The following is an 18,015-nucleotide window of genomic DNA, read 5'->3' on the forward strand; positions in this document are numbered from 1 at the left end:
ATGGAGCGCCGGCTCGGCATGGATTCCCGCCTGCGCGGGAACGACGTTGACTGCCTGCGGCGTCCGTGCGAGGATGCCGCATGAGCAGCCTGTTTGAATGTAGCGTGTTGGGCCCCGAGTGGCTGTGCCGGCATAGCGACATCCTCATCTATCTGGCGCCGTCCTTCCTGTTGGCGCTGCTGATCCGTGCTTTATCGGCGCGGCATCCCTTCTTTTTCCTCTTTACCGTTGCAGGCACTATCTGTCATGAGCTGGCGCATTTCGTCGCCGGATTGCTGACGGGCGCGCGGCCGGCCGCCTTCACCGTGATTCCACGCCGCGTGGGGCAGGGCTGGGAGCTGGGATCGGTGCGCCTGACGCGGGTGCGCTGGTACAACGCTGCGCCGTCGGCCTTGGCGCCGTTCGTGGTGGTAGTACTACCGTTTATCGTGGCGTGGTGGCGTACGCGCGGCGGACTACACTTTCAATGGATCGACCTGGCGCTGGCGTTTGCAGTGGCGCCGCAGTTCCTGGCCTGCTGGCCATCGAGCACGGACTGGAAAATCTCGCTGCGCTCCTGGCCGTATTTGCTGATTGCCGGCCTGGCGTGGTGGGCGATCGCTATGCTGCGTTGAGGTTGGCGCGCAGCTGCGCCGACCGTTCACGGATGGCGGCAAGGTCTTCCTCGCTGATGCGTTGCAGCTGCTTGTACATCATCGCCATGCGGTGATTGTTCTCAAGCCGCGCGCGATTGCGGTCCAGAAAATCCCAATACAAGGCATTGTACGGACAGGCGCGCTCGCCCAGGCGCTGCTTCTTGTCGTAGTGGCAGCCCTTGCAGTAGTCGCTCATGCGGTCGATGTAGGCCGCGCTGGAGACGTAGGGCTTGGTGGCCAGCAGGCCGCCGTCGGCGTACTGGCTCATGCCCAGCGTGTTGGGCAGTTCCACCCATTCGAAGGCGTCGATATAGATGCCGAGATACCACTGGTGCAGCTGTTGCGGCGATAGGCCAGCCAGCAGGGAAAAATTCCCGATCACCATCAGCCGGTTAATGTGATGGCTGTGCGCGTGCTCCAGCGACTGGCCGATGGCGCTGGACAGGCAGCGCATCTGCGTTTCGCCGTTCCAGAACCACCATGGCAGCGGCGTTTGGTGCTCAAAGACATTCAGCTCTGCATAACCGGGCATGCGATGCCAGTACACACCGCGTACATACTCGCGCCAGCCGAGGATTTGTCGGATATAGCCCTCGGCGGCGGCCACCGGCGCGTGACCTTCGCGCCACGCTTGCTGGACGCGTTCGATCACGGTGCGCGGCGACAGCATCTTCAAGTTCATCGCAAACGACAGCAGTGAGTGGAACAAACGCCAGGCCTTGTAACTCATCGCATCCTGAAAGCGCCCGAAGTTCGGCAGGGCATGCTCGATGAAGGCTTCCAGCTGCACCAGCGCTTCGTCGCGATCAAGCGGCCAGCGAAAATGGCCGGCCTGTGGCTGGCCAAAACTGCGTACGCCGGCCTTCTCGATGCTGGCCCACAGCTCGCTGTGATCGTGGACAGGTCTTGAATCTGCAGGCTCCCACGGCGTACCTGGCCACGCCTCGCGATTGTCCTGATCGAAGTTCCAGCGGCCGCCGGATGGCGCGCCAGTGGCGCTGACCATCACGCCATGCCGCACCCGCATCTGGCGGTAAAAGTGCTCCATCACCCAGCTGCTGCGCTGGCCGAAAATGCTGGCGGCTTCGTCGCGCGCGCTGTAGAAGTGTTCCGTGTCGGCCATCGCGGTGCGGATCGGCAGGTTGCGCGCGTAATCGTGCAGTTGCTGGTCCAGCCGCCATTCATCCGGCGCTTGCCATTCCAGCGCCTTGGCGCGGTAGGTGGCGATCAGCGCGTTGAGATTGTCCGGCAAGGACTGTAAATTATCGGCATCGTCGATTGTCAGGTAATGGACTTGATGGCCGTCCGCGTGCAGCCGTGAAGAGAACGCGCGCATGGCGGCGAAAATGGCGATGATTTTTTGCGCGTGATGCAGGACGTAGTCAGTTTCCTGTCTTACCTCCATCATCACGTACACCACGTCTTTGCGGACGTGCTGGTACCAACTGTGTTCGCAATTCAGTTGATCGCCAAGGATCAGGCGCAATGTGGTCATGTTGTGGCAGCGAAGCGGCGTCGTAGCCAGCGGATCGGCGCGCCGACCACCGGCAGCTTTTGCAGCAGCTCTTCCGCCGCATCCCAGTAGTCGCGGTGCAGCGTCACCAGGCCTTCGTCGTTGAAGCGGAAGTGCGATGCGCCGACTACCTCGTACACGCGGCCGCGCAACGTGCAGACAAAGGTCCAGGTGGCAAACGCCTGCTGGCCTTGCGCGATGCGTTCCTTGATGATGAAGTGCGGATTCTCGCTGTGCACGAACATGTGACGCATGATGGTTTCAATCGCCGCTACGCCGCGCACATCGTTGAAGGGATCGCGGAAATGGGCGTCGGCCGCGTACAGTTCACCGGCGCGGGCGATGCTGTGCGGCGTCATCGTGGCGTACCAGTCGAGCAGGTCGTCTAGCTTGGTCATGGGTGTACCAGTCGTGAAATCAGCGGGAAGCGCAGGCGGTAGGGCAGCCAGCGCAGTAGCTTGAGCGCCAGCGTGAAGCGGCGTGGGAAGTGTATCTCGAAACGTCCGGATGCAAGGCCGCGGTGGATGGCGCGCGCCGCCGCCTGCGGTGTTTGCAGGGCCGGCATAGCGAAATTATTCTTGGCCGTCAGCGGTGTTTGCACAAAGCCGGGATTAATCAGGTAGACGCTCAGGCCGCGCGGGCGCAGGTCCACATACAGCAGTTCGGCCAGATTGATCAGCGCCGCCTTGCTGGGACCATACACACTGGCGTTAGGTAGGCCAAGATAGCCCGCTACGCTGGCAACGATGGCGATACCGCCGCTGCCTCGCGCCAGCATGGCCGGTAGCACGGTGGACAAACCGGTGTAGACGCTGCCCAGGTTAGTCTGCAGTGTGCGTGCAGCGCCTTCTGGATCGACTTCCCAGCTGCGTTCGGGATGGTATTCGGCGGCGCAGAACACAATCAAATCAATGCCGCCGAATTGCTGGCAGATTTGCGCGTGGCGTTCCTGCCATGCTTGCGTATCGAGGATGTCGAGCGGCGCCACCAGTGCTTGCGGATGGCCGCCGGCGACCGCTTGCAAACGGTCGATGCGGCGTGCCGACAGGGCTACCCACGCACCTTCCTGCAAGGCGTCCTGCACCAGCGCCGCGCCAATACCGCTGGACGCACCGATCACCCAGACCCGCAAGCCGGTCCAGTCGCGCAATGGAAGGTTCAAGGGCTGCATGCGCGCCTCCGGAATGTCAGTGTCACTTGGCCGAGTTCTATGCCGAACTTGCGCATGCTGGCGCGGTTCATCATGGTGCAGCGGTCGATCAGGAACATCCAGTCGTCAAACTGCATTTCGTAAGTGGTGCCGTCGACCGGCAGTAGCAAGGTGTATTGCCAGCGCAGCGCGTTGCCGGCCACTTCGCCTTGCGCTTCACCTTTCACGTCGGCGGCGGTGCCGTGCCACAGGCCATCGCCGCCGCGTACCAGATGCCAAACGCGCTGCTGCTTGCTGCCATCGTCGTAGTGGAAGCGTTCATCCAGCGTCAGCTTGTTTTGATCTTGCACGCCGATGATTTCGACGTGGAAGCGCTTGGCGACTTCGCCATTCCGGCGCTGGAACATGCCCCACGCATCGGTGGTGCCGTTGAAGTACTCGGCCAGGTCCAGCGCCGGCGTCACGCTCCGGTATTGCTGGACATCGGGACCGGCGCAGCCAGCCAGCAGGACTGCCAGCACTGCCATCTGTTGCAGTTTCATGTGGGACTCCTCAAGGTCGCAAGGACCAGCAATTTGAGCAGGCAAGGGAAAACGGCGTAAGTCATCACCAGGCCGGTACTGGCGCCTGCGCCAGGGGCGTAATCCAGCCATGACAGCAGCGGTAGCGTCAGGCCGGCCAGCGCCAGGGCCAGCTTGCCCAGCAGAGTAAATAAGCCGAAGCCGGCGCCGGGCCCGAGACGGTCGCCCAGCGCGCTTGCCAGCAGCACCGGTGGCAGCGCCAGGTCGGCGCCCAGCGCTGCGCCGGCGGCGATGCAGACAGCGCCATACGGCAGCACGTCGCCCGGGCCGAGCAGCGCCGCGCCGCAGAAGCCCAGTACGGACAGCAGCATGCCGAACCGCCAGCATTGCCGCGGTCCGTGCCTGCGGGCCAGCGCCGTCCACACTGGCAGCGCGCAGGCCGCCGCACCGAAATAGCAGGCGAGGAAGACGCCGGACAGGTGCGGCGCAGCCAGCTGGTCGCTGATGTAAAACAGTGCCAGTGTGGCTGGAATAGCGATGGCTAACGCGTTGATAAAGTAGGGCAGCAGGAGTGCGCGCAGCGGGCGGTTGCTGGCTATGGCGCGCAGTGTGGCGCGCCAGTCGGCGTTGTTGCTGCTGTCACCGCGTTGCGCCGGCGCTGGCGCATAGCGCAGCAATGCCAGTGTCGCTACTGCCAGCAGTACCGCAAAGGCCACGCTGTAGGCGGCCAGGCGGGGGCGGACTTGCGCCGCATCCTGGGCCAGGATCGCTGCCGGCACGAGGCTGGCGGCCAGCATGCCGGCCAGTCCCATGCCTTCGCGCCAGGCGATAGGGCCTAGCCCTTCAGGCAGGCGTGCGCCCCACGCCAGATAAGCGATGTTGACCAGGCTGTGTGCGCCGTAAGCGATCACCAGCATCAGTGCCAGCCATGCGGCCGGTGAGATGGCGGGCGGCGGCAGCCATAGTGCGGCAAATGCCAGCGCAAGCACGGCCGCGCCGAGCGCCATCCAGCGCCGCTGTTGCGCTTGCGCGCGGTCGAGCAGGTGGCCGAGCAGCGGATCTTGCAGCATGTCGAGCAGCCGCGCGGCAAACAGCACGCCACCCAGCGGTGCCAGCGCGACGCCGAGATGCGTGGCGTAATAGGCAGGCAGTTGCACGAACAGCGGCAGCGCCGCCATCGCCAGCGGTGCGCCCAGCAGGCCGTAGGCGGCGTTGCTCATGGCTGCGCTCCGATCAGGCGCTGGCGCAGCCGTTGGTCGCGGCTGTCCGGGTTGAGCCAGATGTCGAAGAATGCGCGCGCCAGCGCCTCATCATTCACTTCGGCCAGCAGGCGCTGGCGATCGTACAGGCGCATGCCGCTGCCGGGCAGGTAGACGCCGGTGAGTTCGTCGCCGTCAGCGACATCGACGAAGGCGGTGTTGAGCAGCGCCTCCCAGCGCGTCAGTGTGGGGGCGGGCAGCGGCGCAGGACTGAGGCGGCGGATTTCGTCGATGCTGGTGCGGACCAGTCGCTCGCGGCTGATGCTACGGTAGTAGCTCAGTTGTAGTGCGAACGGTTGCGCGGCGTCGAACGGCCGGCTGGCCGACCACAATGTGGCGCGGTAGATGCGCAGGCCGAACCACGTCATGTCGCCGCCGCCCAGCGCTTGCGCCTGCGGCAGCAATGCGCGCCAGTCGGCGACGCCCGCCGTCGCATTGGCCGCTGCCATGAACGCGCACAGCAGTGCAGCGCCCAGCAAGCGGCGGCGCTTAGCGCTTGTGCAGGAGGAATTGAACCACATCGGTACGGCCCTCGTCGAAAGCAGCTTCGCAGTATGCGAAATACAGGTCCCAGATGCGCATGAAATGGGTATCGAAGCCTTGCGCCATCACTTGCGTGCGGGCCGCATGGTAGTCGCTGCGCCAGCGCCGCAACGTCTCTGCATAATCGCGGCCGAACGCGTAGTGCTCTGCGCAAGGCAGGCCGGCGCGCGCGGCGTGATCTTCAAAGCGCTCAACGCTGGGCAGCATCCCGCCCGGGAAGATGTACTGCTGGATGAAGTCGGTGCTGCTGCGATATCGCGGGAAGTGGCGCTCGTCGATGGTGATCGACTGCACCAGCGCTTTGCCGCCGGGCTTGAGCCGCGCCTGCACTGTGTCGAAATACTGCGGCCAGAAACGCTCGCCGACCGCTTCGAACATTTCGATCGATACTACCGCGTCATAGCTGCCGCTGATGTCGCGGTAGTCGCGCAACTCCAGCTGCGCCAGCGACTCCAGTCCCGCTGCGGCGATACGTTCCTGCGCGATCTTCAGTTGCGATGGCGAGATGGTCAGCCCGTGCACATGGATGCCCTGGCGCGCCGCGTGTTCCGCGAAACCGCCCCAGCCGCAGCCGATCTCCAGTACCCGATCGCCGGCGCGCAGGCCCAGCGTATTGATCACGCGCTGGTATTTGCGGTGCTGCGCCTGTTCCAGCGGCAGCGTGTAGTCGCCATCGAAAATGGCGGCTGAATAGGTCCAGCTGCGGTCCAGCCACAGGCGATAGAAGTCATTGCCGATGTCGTAGTGACTATGGATGTTGCGGCGGCTGCCGTTGCGCGTGTTCGGACGCAGCCAGTGACGCAGCCGGTACCAGCAACGCGCCAGCAGGCCGCCGAATACGGCCGGCTCCAGCGCCGCTTCATTGCGCAGCGCCAGCCGCAGCAGCGCGACCAGATCCGGGCTGTCGATCCAGCCGGCGCCCCAGGCTTCGCCCAGGCCGATATCGCCGGCGCGCAGAATGCTGGCGCAGGCACGCCAGTCATGCACTTCCAGCGTGGCGCCGGGGCCGGTGTGAGCGTCGCCAAACACCATGCGGGTGTGGTCTGGCGTAATCAGCTCCAGGTGGCCGTGGCGGAGGCGGCCCAGCAGATTCAGGAACAGACGGGCGGTGGCTGGCGCGGTCTGTAGCGTAGTCGGCAGCGTGCGGTTCATCGGAGCGGCTCCTCGTGGACGGTGGTGTGGGTGGTGGAACGCGGCGGCTTGCGGAAGAAAGGCACGCCCTTGATCCAGAGACGCAATGCCTGCCAGTGAATGCGGAATACGACGCCTATGCCCAGCAGCGGATAGCGCAGCAGCGCTGCAGCCAGCGCGCGGTCGCGCATGGGCTCGACACGGCCGGCCAGCGCGGTGCGGATCAGCAGGCCTTGCTCGTCGTAATAATCGATGCTGGTGCGCGCTTGCGCGGCGGCCAGGTGAAAGCGGAAGCGATAGTCGCCGGTCACTTGGCAAAACGGCGAGACGTGCATCTGCTTGACGCAGGTGGCGACGCCGTCATCGCTGACTTGCAGCAGGTAGCGGTGAGTCTCGCCGAAGGTGTTATTGACCTCGGCCAGCACGGCGCGCAACCGGCCTGCGCTATCGTGGCAATGCCAGAAACTGACCGGGTTGAAGGCGTAGCCCAGCACGCGCGGGAAGGTTTGCAGCCAGATCTCGCCATCGGCTGCGATGCCGTGCGCGCTGAGCAAACCCCGCATCCATTGTTCAAGGCTGGAGCCATCGCGCGGACCGTAATCGCGGGTGCGTAGCGACAGCGGGCGGCGGCGGTCAACGCCGAACCAGCGCAACTGGCATTCTTCCAGCCGTGCCAGGTTCAGTCGCACATAGAACACCGGATAAACAAAGCGATGCAGCACGGGACGCAAGCGCGCATGCATCACGCGTGCATGGATCAATTGCGCTGGCGCGTCCGGCCTCATGGCAGCGTCGTCCATGCTGGGGCTGCATCGAAGGCTTGGGCGATGCGCAACGCGGATTTCAATCCGTCTTCATGGAAGCCGTAGCCGGTCCAGGCACCGGCGTACCAGACGCCACCGCCGCCCTGAATCTGCGGCAGCGCGCGCTGGGCGTCGATGGCCGGCTGGTCCATGATCGGATGTTCGTATTCAAAGCGCGCCAGCACTGATGCCGCTTCCGGTGGCGCCGGCGGATTGAGGGTGACCACCACGGGCTGGCTGAACGGCAGGCTTTGTAGCTGGTTCAGCCAATAGCTGACGCATACCGGCTGTTGGCCGTCGGCCTGGCGCGACGACAGATAATTCCATGCCGACCATACCTTGCGCCGTTGTGGCATCAGGCGTGCGTCGGTGTGCAGCCATGCGGTGTTCGGCTGGTAGCGCACCGCGCCGAGAATGGCGCGTTCGCTGTCGCTGGCGTCGGCCAGTATGGCTAGCGTGGTTGGGGCGTGCGTGGCGAAGACCACCGCATCGAACACGTCGGTTTGCTCGCCATGGCTGACGATGGCCTGGCCGTTTTCGCGGCGCACGCTGGTGACTGGCGTATTCAGGCGACAGTCGGGCAGGGTGGCGGCGATGGCCTCAACGTAATGGCGCGAGCCGCCGCGCACGGTGCGCCACTGCGGCCGGCCATTCACTTGCAGCAGGGCGTGGTTGAGGCAGAAGCGCAGGAAAGTCGCCGCCGGAAAACGCAAAATGTCTTGCGGCGAGCTGGACCAGATGGCCGCCGCCATCGGCAGCAGGTAGGCGTCGCGGAACAGATTGCCGTAGCGGTGGTGCGCCAGCAGCTGTTCCAGCGTGGCGCCGTCGGACTCGCATTCGGCCAGCGCTTGCTCGGCGCGGCCGTTGAAATGCAGGATATCGCGCAGCATGCGCAGGAAGGCGGGCGAAGCGATGCGGTGGCGCTGGGCGAATACCGTGTCGAGATTGGTACCGGCCCATTCCAGCGCGCCATTGTCCATCGACACGCCAAACGACATATCGCTGGCGATGCTGGCCACGCCCAGCTCATCGAATAAAGCGATCAGATTGGGATAGGTTTTTTCGTTGTAGACCAAAAAGCCGGTATCCACCGCGCAGCGCTGGCCGTCCAGTTCGATATCGACCGTGTTGGCGTGGCCGCCCAGATAGCGGCCTGCCTCGAACAGCACCACGTCGTGGCGGCGGTTCAGGAAGTAGGCGGAGGCCAGCCCGGCGATCCCGGCGCCGATCACGGCAATGCGTTTGCGCGCTGTATTCATAAATGTTTTGAACTGTTTTTATACCGACGTGATAATATTACTACTAACAAATCAGAAACGCTACTGATTAGTAGCGAAAATTTACCAATGAGTATTCTTTCGAAATTCAGCTTCAAGGATCAAGCCTTCAAGCTGCGTGAAAACGCCATCCTCGACGCGGCGACGGCCGTGTTGGGCAGCAAGGGCTATGACTTGATGACGATGGATGATGTGGCCGGCGCGGTCGGCATCTCCAAACCCAGTCTGTACAAGCACTTCAAGTCCAAGGAAGAACTGGTGGGCGAAGCGATGATACGGCTGCTGGATGAGGCGATTGAGCAGGTGGCCGGGTTGGATCCGGCGTTTAGCGCGGTGGAGAAGCTGTCGGCCTTGTTGGAGTGGGCGCTGCGGGTGAGGTTGCAGGGCGGCTTGCCCTTCCTGCCATCCACCAGTCCGCATGTGCGCGATATGTTGATGCGCAACGTGAAGTACATGCTTCGCGTGGTGAAGTTAAATCGCCAGCTGGAAGCGCTGGTCAAGCAGGGGCAGAAGGACGGGCGGCTGAACAAGGCCTTGCCTTCCGACGCCATCCTGTTCAGCTACTACGCCCGCACCTGCGATCCTGCTGTGGAATACCTTAAAAAATTCAGCAAGATGGCGGACGATGACATCGTCCAGCACATGCTGACGATTACATTTAGTGGGCTGCGTTGAGCGGTTTGACTGGCGCGTCCACCACGACTGTGCTGCGGACTTTTTTAGCGTCTTCAATTTCCAAAGTCAGGGCGACCTTGTCACCGTCTTTCAATGGCTGCTTCAGGTCCAGCAGCATCAGGTGATAGCCGCCTGGCGCCAGCTTGACTGGCTGGCCAGCCGGCAGCGGCAGCGATGGCAGCTGGCGCATGCGCATCATATCGTTCTCCATTTTCATCTCATGCACTTCAACCACGCCGGCGGCCGGCGAGCTGACGCCCACCAGCGTGACCGGTTGGGTCGAGGTCAGCGTCATGAAAGCGCCGGTGGCTTTTTGCGCTGCCACGGTGGCACGCACCCACGGTTCACTCACGGTGACTTGGGCCAGCGCCGGCAGGGCGGCCAGCAGCATCAGGGAAAGCAGTTTTTTCATTGGAATAGTCCTTTCAGGAAGCCGGTTTCTTTTTTCGGAGCCATCAGCTGACGCAAGTCGGCGGCGCACTGCTGCGGCGTTTGTTCGTGTTTGACTGCCAGCCTGATCTTGCCGCTGGTGTCGAACACATAGGTGAGGGCGGTGTGGTCCATGGTGTAGGAACTGCCACTCGGCACCTTGCGGTAGAAAATCTTGAAGTCCTTGGCGGCCTTGGCAGTCTGCTCAAGGTTGCCGCGCACCGCGACAAAGCTCGGATCGAAAGCGCGCATATACTCGGCCAGCAGCGGGCCGGTGTCGCGCTCGGGATCGACGGTGACGAACACTACTTGCAGCTTGTCGCCATCCGCGCCCAGCAGGCGCTTGACCTCCACCGCACGCGCCAGCGTCGTCGGACACACGTCTGGACATTGGGTGAAACCGAAGAACAGCATCACCACCTTGCCCTTGAAGTCGCGCAGCGAAGCCGGCTTGCCGTCGCTGTAGAACAGCTGGTAGTCCGGGCCGATGTTGGCGCCGGTGATGTCGACAGCGGTGAAGCTGGCGGCATGGCTCACCAGCGGCAGTGCGGCCAGCGATGAAATAAATAAGCGGCGTTGCATAAAAAATCCAGTCAAGCAGGGTGACAGCCAACTATTATAAATAAAAAAAGCCGCGCCCGTTTTCACGGGGGCGGCCTGCTTGGCGCGGGAGGGGATTATTTCAGCGCCAGGTATTGTTTCTGCTGGTTGCGCAGCTGTGGCTTGCCGGTGTGGCTGCCCAGGTTGAAGATGCGGACCACGTCTTCCAGTTCATGGGCCTGATCTTGCAGTGCGGCGGCAGCGGCGGCGGCTTCCTCCACCAGCGCGGCGTTCTGCTGGGTTACCTGGTCCATCTGGGTGATGGCCTCATGCACCTGGCTGATGCCGGCGCGCTGCTCTTCGCTGGCGTGGCTGATCTCGGCCATGATGTCGGTCACGCGGCGCACGCTGTCGACCACTTCACGCATGGTGGTGCCGGCTTGTTCCACCTGCTTGCTGCCCATCTCGACCTTGCTGACGGAGTCGTCGATCAGGCCTTTGATTTCCTTGGCGGCGGTGGCCGAGCGCTGGGCCAGGTTACGCACTTCCGAAGCAACCACGGCGAAACCGCGGCCTTGTTCGCCGGCACGGGCCGCTTCCACGGCGGCGTTCAGCGCCAGGATGTTGGTCTGGAAGGCGATGCCGTCGATGACCGAAATAATGTCCACAATCTTGCGCGAGGAATCGTTGATCGAGCCCATGGTCTCCACCACTTGCGCCACTACTTCGCCACCTTTGACGGCGATGCCGGAAGCGGCCAGTGCCATCTGGTTGGCTTGCGAGGCGTTCTCCGCATTCTGGGTCACGGCGCTGCTCAATTCTTCCATCGAGGCGGCGGTTTCTTCCAGGCTGGAGGCCTGCTCTTCGGTACGGCCTGACAGGTCGAGGTTGCCCTGGGCGATTTCGCTTGACGCGGTGGTGATCTGCTCGGCGCCGCTGCGCACCTGGCCAACCACGCCGGACAGGTTGTCGCTGATGTTGTTCAGCGAGCGCAGCACGAGGCCGATTTCATCCTTGTTATCGATCTGCAGGTGCACGTCGAGGTCGCCCTTGGCAATGCGGTCGGCGGCTTCGGTAGCACGCGCCAGCGGACGCGATACCACGGCACGCACCAGCAGGAACAGCACCACGGCAAACAGCACCAGACCAATCAGGCCCAGCAGCGCGTAGCGGTTGCGCAGCTGGCCGGCTTCCTGGGTGATTTCTTCCGTGTAGGTGCCACCGACGATCAGCCAGTTCCATGGCTTGTAGGTGTGGAACTCGACCATTTTCTCGCGCGGAGTGTCGCCGGCCTTGTCGGCCCAGTCGTAGGTCATGCTGCCCGATTTGGCTTCCAGCATATCTTTGACGAACATGCGGCCATCGATGCTCTTGCTGTCCAGCAGGCTGTTGCCTTCTTGCGTAGGGTGGACCAGCGCAAAACCTTCGTTCTTGCCAGCGGCTGCGTTCAGCACGTAGACGTAGCCGGTTTCGCCGATCTTGATGGCCTTGATTTTTTCCTTCAGCATGGCCATGTTCTTCGAAATATCGAGGCCAATGAACAGCACGCCGATAACTTTGCCGCTGCTGTCCTTGATCGGATCGTATTGGGTGATGTACTGCTTGCCGAACAGGGTGGCCAGGCCGATGTAGTTGTTACCGGCGCGCAGCAGCGGATAGCTCGGGTGAGCGTGGTCCAGCTGGGTGCCGACGGCGCGATCGCCGTTTTCTTTTTTCAGCGAGGTGGTCACGCGCACGAATTCGTCGCCGTTGGCGGCAAACACGGTGGCGATCACGCCGGTTTCGCCGGTGAATTTGTCAGGGATGCTGAAGTCCAGGTTCAGTGCCTTGCCGCCGTGCTTGAGCGAAGGCGTTGGCTTGCCGCCGATGTTGACGGTGGCGGACGGGTCCAGCGTGAACTGGCCGCCGTTGAATTGCGACGCAAACAGGCGCGCAAAGCTCGACGCTTCATTCATCATGGCGGTATTGAACACTTCCACGGTATTGCTGATGCCGCCCAGCGTGTTGGCAACGTTTGCCTTGGCGCGGTCTTTCAGCATGGAGGAGGTGCTCATGTTGATCAGGGTGAGCAGCAGTGCCAGGATCACACTGATCAGGCCAAACGTAAAAACGGTAATCTTGCTACCGACACCCCAGTCGCGGGGATTCATTATTGTTTTCATTGATGTTTTTAGAAAAAGTACTGCGGTTGAGGTCGCTCGGAATCGAGCATGCTCCGGGGATGGAGGAGCATCTGCATAAGACAAGTGAGCACTGCCGCTTGTGTGTTGCCTGGCAGGGCCGTCAATATGAAACTAAATCAAGACCGCCATGATACCAGATTTTTTCCGAGTGGCAACAATTTGGAGGGTATCCTCAAAAGATTTTCTATTATAAAACAATAGCTTGAACGGAAAGTTGGCAAAAGTTAAGTGTTATTACTTAGTCCAAAGCCTTGCAGAACGTTTCATTTCAGCCACCCTTAAGCTTAGACAGGGAAACTCGGAAATACCAGTCCCGTGTTGCGGTTGCTATCCTGTAGAATGAAGCAGCAGCAAACATTGATTAATATCGTTTCGGAGTAAGCCGATGAAGAAGCAAATGCTGTTGGTGGCCGTCCTCTCGGCCCTGTCAGTGCAGGCCGGCGCTGCCGTGCCAGAGAAAACGGCCGACACCCAGCTCAAGCCCCAGCCGGGCCAGGCGCAAGCCGCCCTGTGGGCCTCGCGCGTACTGAGCAAATTGCACTACAAGCCAGCGCCGCTTGACGACGCCATGTCGGAGAAAATCTTCGACCGCTACTTCAAGTCGCTGGATGCGGAAAAAATGTTCTTCACCCAGGCCGACATCGACCAGTACGCCATCGTGCGCACCCGCCTGGACGACGCCATCACCGGCGAAAATCTCAGCGTCCCCTTCGCCATCTTCAATTTGTACCAGCAGCGCTTCAACGAGCGCATCGCCTATGCACGCGAACTGGTCAACAAAGGCAAATTCGAATTCACCTCCGACGAGAGCTACCAGTACGACCGCGAGAAAGCCGAGTGGGCCAAGAGCGACGGCGAGGTCAAGGAACTGTGGCGCAAGCGCGTCAAGAATGAATGGCTGCGCCTGAAACTGGCCGGCAAGGAAGACAAAGCCATCCGCGAGACGCTGGATAAACGCTATGAAGGCTACCTCAGCCCATCGCGCAAGCTGACCAATGAAGACGTGTTCCAGATCTTCATGAACGCTTACGCCATGTCGATCGAGCCGCATACCAATTACCTGGGCCCGCGCGCGGCTGAGAACTTCGACATCGCCATGCGCCTGTCGCTGGAAGGCATTGGCTGCGTGCTGCAATCGCGCGACGACTACACCGTGGTGCGCGAAGTGGTGACCGGCAGCCCGGCTGGCCTGTCGGGCAAGATCAAGGTCGGCGACAAGATTGTCGGCGTCGCCAAGGACGAGAAAACCCCGATGACCGAAGTGCTGGGCTGGCGCCTGGACGACGTGGTGGCGCTGATTCGCGGCGCCAAGGATTCGACCGTCAAGCTGGAAATCATTCCAGCCGATGGTGGTGCCGACGCCAAACACCAGTTCGTCTCGCTGGTGCGCCAGAAGATCAGCATGGAAGAGCAGTCGGCCAAGAAGTCGATTTATGAAATCAAGGATGGCGCCACCAAGCGCCGCGTTGGTGTGATTTCGCTGCCGACCTTCTACATGGACTTCGAAGCGCGCCGCAAGGGCGACAAGGACTTCAAGAGCGCCACCCGCGACGTCAAGCGTCTGCTGGCCGAGCTGAAGAAAGACAAAGTCGACAACGTGCTGATCGACCTGCGCAACAACGGCGGCGGCTCGCTGACCGAAGCAGTGGAGCTGACCGGCCTGTTCATCGACAAAGGCCCAGTGGTCATGCAGCGCAACGGCGACAACAAGGTTGAAGTGGAAAGCGACACCGATCCGGGCATGGCCTGGGATGGCCCGATGGGCGTGCTGGTGAACCGTGGTTCGGCCTCGGCGTCGGAGATTTTCGCGGCGGCGATCCAGGATTACGGCCGTGGCATCATCATCGGCGAGCCAAGCTTCGGCAAGGGCACGGTGCAAACCCTGTTCGGGCTGGACCGCTTTGCCCAGAACGACAAGGTGCACTACGGCGAGCTGAAGTTCACCATCGCGCAATTCTTCCGCATCAACGGCGGCACCACCCAGCTGCGCGGCGTGACGCCGGACATCAAGCTGCCGACCATGGGCGATTCGGATACCTTTGGCGAATCGAGCTACGAGAACGCCTTGCCGTGGACCCAGATCAAGCCGGCGATTTACATCCCGACTGGCGACATGAAGGAAATCGTGCCGTTGCTGGATAAAAAGCACGAGGCGCGCGTGTCCAAGGATAAGGACTTCCAGTACCTGGCGGAAGACATCGCACTGGTGAAAAAGCAGCGCAAGGAAAATTCGATCTCGCTGAACGAAACCGTGCGCCGCAAGGAACGGGACCAGCAGGAAGCCCGCGCCAAGCTGCGTGAAGCCCGCCTGCTGTCGAACACGCCGGGTGCGGATGATCCTATCCTGGTGCCAGATCCGAAAGAAGCGCTGAAGGCGGCCACCGGTGCCAAGCCAGCCAATGCCAAGACCAAAGTGGCGGCAGTCAAAGGCGCGCTGCGCAGCGACGACGGCCTGCAAGGCGCCGAGCGCTCACTGGCCGCCGAGCTGGAAGCGGAAAAAGCCGCCAAGGCCGCGAAAGATGTACTGCTGAACGAAGCCGTTCACATCTTGGCGGACGAGGTGGCGGTTCTGAAAACCGATACCCGCATGGCATCCCGCGTGCTGCCATACGCTGCCGATAGCAAATAAACCGCGCTAAGGCGCCGGCCAGAAGGGCGAGTCCTGTCACCGCAGGCTCGCCCTTTTTATTTATGCCGCCAAGGTGGGGGTGTTTCTGTAAAGATATTCTATGTGTGAATATCTATCATCCGGAAGATAAATTGGACTGATATGCTGTAGCGCAGCATACTTCGCTTGTCTCCTCTATTCTCCTCCAAGGAAATAGACTTCAGCCCGCTCCTTGAGCGGGCTTTTTTTTGTCCGGAATGCAGCCCAAGCGTGTTAAGATTTCCATAAGTCAACGTTTAGGTTCAGGCAAGTGTCTCCAACTCAATTCAAACTCGCATTGGCTGCGCTGGCCTTGGGTGGCGCGGCGGTCGGTGGTGGTGTGGCGTATGTGGTGGTGCAGAAGCAGGCATCCCACGCCGACCCAGACACTGCAGAAGTCGCGCGGCCATCGGCAGCGCAGGGCACACCCACCAAGTGGTTTGCGCGTGTGACCAACATCGCCGGCGACGGCTTGCCTGGCGCCAGTAATGGCGGCGGCCGCCGTACGCGGTTTTCCGATCCGTTTGGTGTGGTCGTCGACAAGGACGGCAATCTCTACGTCGCTGATGGCGGCGACAACAACACCATCCGCAAGATCGACGCGCTCGGCGGCAGCACGGTGCTGGCCGGCGGTACGGAAGGCTACGCGGAAGGCAAGGGCAGCGCTGCTGCATTCAACACGCCGTCCGGCATGGCGGTTGATGCGGCTGGCAACCTGTACGTGGCCGACACCGGCAACAACGCGATCCGCAAGATTACGCCTGACGGCACCGTCTCGACGCTGGCCGGCGACGGCATGGCGGGCGATAAGGACGGCAAAGGCGCGGGCGCGCAGTTCAATGGTCCAGTTGGCGTGGCGGTCGATGGCGGTGGCAATGTCTACGTGGCCGATACCTATAACGACCGCATCCGTCGCATCGCACCGGACGGCACAGTGAGCACCATCGCTGGCGGCAAGCGCGCCGGCAAGGCCGACGGTCCGGCGGCAGAGGCGCTATTCGATACGCCAACCGGCCTGGTGCTCAACACCGAGGGCGAGATTTTCATTGCCGATACCGCCAACCACGCGATCCGCAAGATCGGCAAGGATGGCACTGTCAGCACCATTGCCACCGCCAAGGAAGACGACCGCGATTCGCTGCTGCGCTCGCCAGTCGGCATTGCGCTGACCAAGGATGGCTTCCTGTACATCGCCAGCAGCGCACACGGCCGCGTGGCGCAGATCACGCCGGCTGGTGAGGTGGTGGCGCTGCAGGATGTCGATCATCCGGTTCAGCAGTACGGCTCGGATGGCGGGGTGCGCCTGTACTCGCCGCGCGGCATCGCCGTCGCCAAAGACGGCTCGCTGTTTGTCACCGATGGCGCCACCTTCCGCCTGCATCAAATCGTGATGGCCGACGAAAAGGATGAGCCGCAGCCGGACGGCCCGCCGCCCGGCCTGCCGTCGCACAGCGCCACCATGCAGTGGCCGGTCAAGCCGCAGAACAAGCCGCATGAAGTGGTGGGCCTGATGGGCGAGGTGCGCGGCAATTTCGACGGCGAGAACCGCGACCATTTCCACACCGGTCTCGACGTGCAGGCAGCGATTGGCACGCCGGTACAAGCCATCGGCGCCGGCAAGGTCACCGACCCGCGCGCCAGCTGGGGTTATGGCGATTTGTCGGAAGGCCTGGCCTTAGGCGGCATGCAGTACGTGCACATGCGCGTCGGCCGCGATACCCGGGACAAAGCCATCGACCAGCGCTTCCTGATTTCCAAAAACCAGAAGGGCGTGGCGGAATCCGTGCGCGTCAAACGCGGCACCCGTTTTGAATCGGGCGAAACGCTGGGCACCATCAACCGCATGGCCCACGTCCACCTCGACTACAAGCCGAATGGTGGTCCGCTGAATCCGCTGCTGTTGCCGTTTATCGATCTGGAAGACACCATCGCGCCGGAGATCAACAGCATCACCGTGGTGGGCACGGACGGCAAGGCGCTGACTGAAAAGCGTGACGGCCGCCTGGTGATTCCGCAACGCCTCGGCGAAGTGCAAATTGTGGTCGACGCCAGCGACCAGATCAACGGCAACCAGAAGCGCCGCCGTCTCGGCCTCTACAAGCTGGGCTATCAATTGTTGAACCAGGATGGCGGAACCATCCCCGGCATGGCCGAGCCCATCATCACGCAGCAGTACGACCGTCTGCCGCGCAACCGCGATGCGGTCAAGCTGGTGTACGCGGCCAATAGCGGTATCACAGTGCATGGCGCAACAGAGACGCGCTTTGTCTACGCCATCAACAACAAGCTCATCAACGGCAAGCTGACGCCGGGCGCGTGGCAGGTGGGGGAGCTGGGGCCGGGCAATTACATCCTGCGCATCACGGCGGAGGATTATGCCGGCAACGCCGCCAATCGCAACCGCGAGCTGGCGGTTACGATCGACTAGCGCGAAGAACTGTTAGGCGACGTTACCCGACAGCAGGAACGGCAGCATGGAAGCGGTGGTTTCCAGCTTGGCTTGCAGTTCGCCCTTGTCAGCTGCCAGCGAAGCGGCTGATGGCAGGCTGATGTTTTCCGGCACGTGCTCCGGCTGCAGCGTGACGCCGAGGCTGGCCAGCGCAGCAACCGGATCGCTGTGCAGGTGTTCGCGGAACTGGGTGTCGCCGGCCAGTTTGTCGATGATGGCGCTGAGTTCGCTGGAAGTATGCATGTTGTAGTTGTCCCTTA

Annotated in this window: 17 protein-coding genes; 4 read left to right on the forward strand and 13 right to left on the reverse strand. The window is 62.2% G+C overall.

The window, feature by feature from the left end:
- The first annotated feature begins 80 nt into the window (after positions 1–80).
- Positions 81–614, forward strand: a complete 534-nt coding sequence (locus tag GTP46_RS27770) for a hypothetical protein (protein WP_161009876.1) — start codon at positions 81–83, stop codon at positions 612–614.
- Here the strand turns inward: GTP46_RS27770 and GTP46_RS27775 are convergent.
- From GTP46_RS27775 to GTP46_RS27815, 9 genes are read right to left on the reverse strand one after another with little or no spacing between them, the layout of a single operon-like run.
- A complete protein-coding gene (locus tag GTP46_RS27775; protein ID WP_161009877.1) occupies positions 601–2,130 on the reverse strand; it encodes a cryptochrome/photolyase family protein in 1,530 nt (509 codons plus the stop codon). The genes GTP46_RS27770 and GTP46_RS27775 overlap by 14 nt on opposite strands.
- Positions 2,127–2,546 (reverse strand): nuclear transport factor 2 family protein, encoded by a 420-nt coding sequence (locus tag GTP46_RS27780; RefSeq protein ID WP_161009878.1) that lies wholly within the window; start codon positions 2,544–2,546, stop codon positions 2,127–2,129. The genes GTP46_RS27775 and GTP46_RS27780 overlap by 4 nt, the downstream gene beginning before the upstream one ends.
- Complete coding sequence (locus GTP46_RS27785) at positions 2,543–3,319, reverse strand: SDR family NAD(P)-dependent oxidoreductase (protein ID WP_161009879.1); 777 nt, start codon at positions 3,317–3,319, stop codon at positions 2,543–2,545. Before GTP46_RS27785 ends, GTP46_RS27780 begins: the two co-directional genes overlap by 4 nt.
- Entirely contained in the window at positions 3,307–3,840 is a 534-nt protein-coding gene (locus GTP46_RS27790; RefSeq protein ID WP_161009880.1) for a DUF3833 domain-containing protein, read from the reverse strand. The genes GTP46_RS27785 and GTP46_RS27790 overlap by 13 nt, the downstream gene beginning before the upstream one ends.
- A complete protein-coding gene (locus GTP46_RS27795; protein WP_161009881.1) occupies positions 3,837–5,039 on the reverse strand; it encodes an MFS transporter in 1,203 nt (400 codons plus the stop codon). The genes GTP46_RS27790 and GTP46_RS27795 overlap by 4 nt, the downstream gene beginning before the upstream one ends.
- Positions 5,036–5,599 (reverse strand): chalcone isomerase family protein, encoded by a 564-nt coding sequence (locus GTP46_RS27800; protein WP_161009882.1) that lies wholly within the window; start codon positions 5,597–5,599, stop codon positions 5,036–5,038. Before GTP46_RS27800 ends, GTP46_RS27795 begins: the two co-directional genes overlap by 4 nt.
- Complete coding sequence (locus tag GTP46_RS27805; RefSeq protein ID WP_161009883.1) at positions 5,568–6,773, reverse strand: SAM-dependent methyltransferase; 1,206 nt, start codon at positions 6,771–6,773, stop codon at positions 5,568–5,570. The genes GTP46_RS27800 and GTP46_RS27805 overlap by 32 nt, the downstream gene beginning before the upstream one ends.
- Positions 6,770–7,552 carry a DUF1365 domain-containing protein gene (locus GTP46_RS27810; RefSeq protein WP_229259136.1) on the reverse strand — a complete coding sequence of 261 codons (783 nt, stop codon included), beginning with the start codon at positions 7,550–7,552 and terminating at the stop codon, positions 6,770–6,772. Before GTP46_RS27810 ends, GTP46_RS27805 begins: the two co-directional genes overlap by 4 nt.
- The gene (locus tag GTP46_RS27815) at positions 7,534–8,814 is read right to left on the reverse strand and encodes an NAD(P)/FAD-dependent oxidoreductase (RefSeq protein ID WP_161009884.1); all 1,281 of its coding nucleotides are present in this window, start codon (positions 8,812–8,814) and stop codon (positions 7,534–7,536) included. The genes GTP46_RS27810 and GTP46_RS27815 overlap by 19 nt, the downstream gene beginning before the upstream one ends.
- A gap of 87 nt (positions 8,815–8,901) precedes the next feature.
- Between GTP46_RS27815 and GTP46_RS27820 the strand changes: the two genes are divergently transcribed.
- Entirely contained in the window at positions 8,902–9,507 is a 606-nt protein-coding gene (locus GTP46_RS27820) for a TetR/AcrR family transcriptional regulator (protein WP_161009885.1), read from the forward strand.
- Here the strand turns inward: GTP46_RS27820 and GTP46_RS27825 are convergent.
- From GTP46_RS27825 to GTP46_RS27835, 3 genes are all read right to left on the reverse strand, one after another.
- Positions 9,491–9,919, reverse strand: coding sequence for a copper chaperone PCu(A)C (locus GTP46_RS27825; RefSeq protein ID WP_161009886.1), 429 nt, complete (start codon positions 9,917–9,919; stop codon positions 9,491–9,493). The genes GTP46_RS27820 and GTP46_RS27825 overlap by 17 nt on opposite strands.
- The gene (locus tag GTP46_RS27830; protein ID WP_161009887.1) at positions 9,916–10,518 is read right to left on the reverse strand and encodes an SCO family protein; all 603 of its coding nucleotides are present in this window, start codon (positions 10,516–10,518) and stop codon (positions 9,916–9,918) included. The genes GTP46_RS27825 and GTP46_RS27830 overlap by 4 nt, the downstream gene beginning before the upstream one ends.
- 95 nt (positions 10,519–10,613) lie before the next feature.
- Positions 10,614–12,626 carry a methyl-accepting chemotaxis protein gene (locus GTP46_RS27835; protein ID WP_161009888.1) on the reverse strand — a complete coding sequence of 671 codons (2,013 nt, stop codon included), beginning with the start codon at positions 12,624–12,626 and terminating at the stop codon, positions 10,614–10,616.
- Between the two features lie 418 nt (positions 12,627–13,044).
- On the opposite strand from GTP46_RS27835, the gene GTP46_RS27840 reads away from it, so the two are divergent.
- Complete coding sequence (locus tag GTP46_RS27840; RefSeq protein ID WP_161009889.1) at positions 13,045–15,288, forward strand: carboxy terminal-processing peptidase; 2,244 nt, start codon at positions 13,045–13,047, stop codon at positions 15,286–15,288.
- A 289-nt stretch (positions 15,289–15,577) separates the two neighbouring features.
- Positions 15,578–17,734 carry a gluconolaconase gene (locus tag GTP46_RS27845; RefSeq protein WP_161009890.1) on the forward strand — a complete coding sequence of 719 codons (2,157 nt, stop codon included), beginning with the start codon at positions 15,578–15,580 and terminating at the stop codon, positions 17,732–17,734.
- A 12-nt stretch (positions 17,735–17,746) separates the two neighbouring features.
- On the opposite strand, the gene GTP46_RS27850 is transcribed toward GTP46_RS27845, so the two are convergent.
- Complete coding sequence (locus tag GTP46_RS27850) at positions 17,747–17,998, reverse strand: NHLP-related RiPP peptide (protein WP_161009891.1); 252 nt, start codon at positions 17,996–17,998, stop codon at positions 17,747–17,749.
- Between the last annotated feature and the right edge of the window lie 17 nt (positions 17,999–18,015).

Source organism: Duganella flavida, from assembly GCF_009857445.1.
Classification (GTDB): domain Bacteria; phylum Pseudomonadota; class Gammaproteobacteria; order Burkholderiales; family Burkholderiaceae_D; genus Rugamonas; species Rugamonas flavida.

Bases quoted from the DNA above. Each gene is read 5' to 3' on its own strand.
- GTP46_RS27835 (WP_161009888.1), bottom strand. From the start codon at position 12,626: ATGAATCCCCGCGACTGGGGTGTCGGTAGCAAGATTACCGTTTTTACG.
- GTP46_RS27790 (WP_161009880.1), bottom strand. From the start codon at position 3,840: ATGAAACTGCAACAGATGGCAGTGCTGGCAGTCCTGCTGGCTGGCTGC.
- GTP46_RS27800 (WP_161009882.1), bottom strand. From the start codon at position 5,599: ATGTGGTTCAATTCCTCCTGCACAAGCGCTAAGCGCCGCCGCTTGCTG.
- GTP46_RS27770 (WP_161009876.1), top strand. From the start codon at position 81: ATGAGCAGCCTGTTTGAATGTAGCGTGTTGGGCCCCGAGTGGCTGTGC.
- GTP46_RS27775 (WP_161009877.1), bottom strand. From the start codon at position 2,130: ATGACCACATTGCGCCTGATCCTTGGCGATCAACTGAATTGCGAACAC.
- GTP46_RS27825 (WP_161009886.1), bottom strand. From the start codon at position 9,919: ATGAAAAAACTGCTTTCCCTGATGCTGCTGGCCGCCCTGCCGGCGCTG.
- GTP46_RS27795 (WP_161009881.1), bottom strand. From the start codon at position 5,039: ATGAGCAACGCCGCCTACGGCCTGCTGGGCGCACCGCTGGCGATGGCG.
- GTP46_RS27830 (WP_161009887.1), bottom strand. From the start codon at position 10,518: ATGCAACGCCGCTTATTTATTTCATCGCTGGCCGCACTGCCGCTGGTG.
- GTP46_RS27850 (WP_161009891.1), bottom strand. From the start codon at position 17,998: ATGCATACTTCCAGCGAACTCAGCGCCATCATCGACAAACTGGCCGGC.
- GTP46_RS27820 (WP_161009885.1), top strand. From the start codon at position 8,902: ATGAGTATTCTTTCGAAATTCAGCTTCAAGGATCAAGCCTTCAAGCTG.
- GTP46_RS27815 (WP_161009884.1), bottom strand. From the start codon at position 8,814: ATGAATACAGCGCGCAAACGCATTGCCGTGATCGGCGCCGGGATCGCC.
- GTP46_RS27785 (WP_161009879.1), bottom strand. From the start codon at position 3,319: ATGCAGCCCTTGAACCTTCCATTGCGCGACTGGACCGGCTTGCGGGTC.
- GTP46_RS27840 (WP_161009889.1), top strand. From the start codon at position 13,045: ATGAAGAAGCAAATGCTGTTGGTGGCCGTCCTCTCGGCCCTGTCAGTG.
- GTP46_RS27780 (WP_161009878.1), bottom strand. From the start codon at position 2,546: ATGACCAAGCTAGACGACCTGCTCGACTGGTACGCCACGATGACGCCG.
- GTP46_RS27810 (WP_229259136.1), bottom strand. From the start codon at position 7,552: ATGGACGACGCTGCCATGAGGCCGGACGCGCCAGCGCAATTGATCCAT.
- GTP46_RS27805 (WP_161009883.1), bottom strand. From the start codon at position 6,773: ATGAACCGCACGCTGCCGACTACGCTACAGACCGCGCCAGCCACCGCC.